The following is a 552-nucleotide window of genomic DNA, read 5'->3' as shown; positions in this document are numbered from 1 at the left end:
ACCCCACAACCCCGATGATGCAACGCCTATCCGCTATCACACACCAACCGGTTTAGCCCCATCCGCGTTCGCTCGCCACTACTAACGGAATCACTATTGTTTTCTCTTCCTGCGGGTACTGAGATGTTTCACTTCCCCGCGTTCCCTCCACACAGCCTATACATTCAGCTGCAGGTCACACCACATAACATGGTGCGGGGTTCCCCCATTCGGAAATCCTGGTATCAACGTCCGGTTATCGACTCCACCAGGCTTATCGCAGATTCCCACGTCCTTCATCGGCTCTTGATGCCAAGGCATCCACCGTGCGCCCTTAAAAACTTCAACACAAAACAAAGTTCTCAGAATTGAGCAATAAAACAATCTAACAAAATCACGCAGACAAGACTCAAACACCCCAGGAATCCAAGGAAAAGGACCCCAAAGCTCATCTCATCTGCAAGATGCTCGCGTTCACTATACAGTTCCCAAACAACAACCCCGCACCCCCGCAAACACACCCCGCAGCAACAACCCGCAACCCCCACCCCAAAGGATGAAAACCACAAACCA

At 51.4% G+C, this 552-nt stretch carries 1 protein-coding gene and 1 rRNA gene; both read right to left on the bottom strand.

Annotation, left to right across the window (positions count from 1 at the left end; translation table 11 throughout):
- Positions 1–327, bottom strand: a 23S ribosomal RNA gene (locus H6F58_RS17880); the annotation flags it as partial.
- Between the two features lie 14 nt (positions 328–341).
- Positions 342–552, bottom strand: a 211-nt coding sequence (locus H6F58_RS18025) for a hypothetical protein (protein WP_206693807.1), incomplete at its 5' end; no start/stop codon positions are given.

The sequence above is a fragment of the Glutamicibacter sp. FBE19 genome, from assembly GCF_015524875.1.
Taxonomy (GTDB): domain Bacteria; phylum Actinomycetota; class Actinomycetes; order Actinomycetales; family Micrococcaceae; genus Glutamicibacter; species Glutamicibacter halophytocola.
Note: the sequence above shows the minus strand (reverse complement) of the source record. Positions and strands in the feature narration are given on the sequence as shown.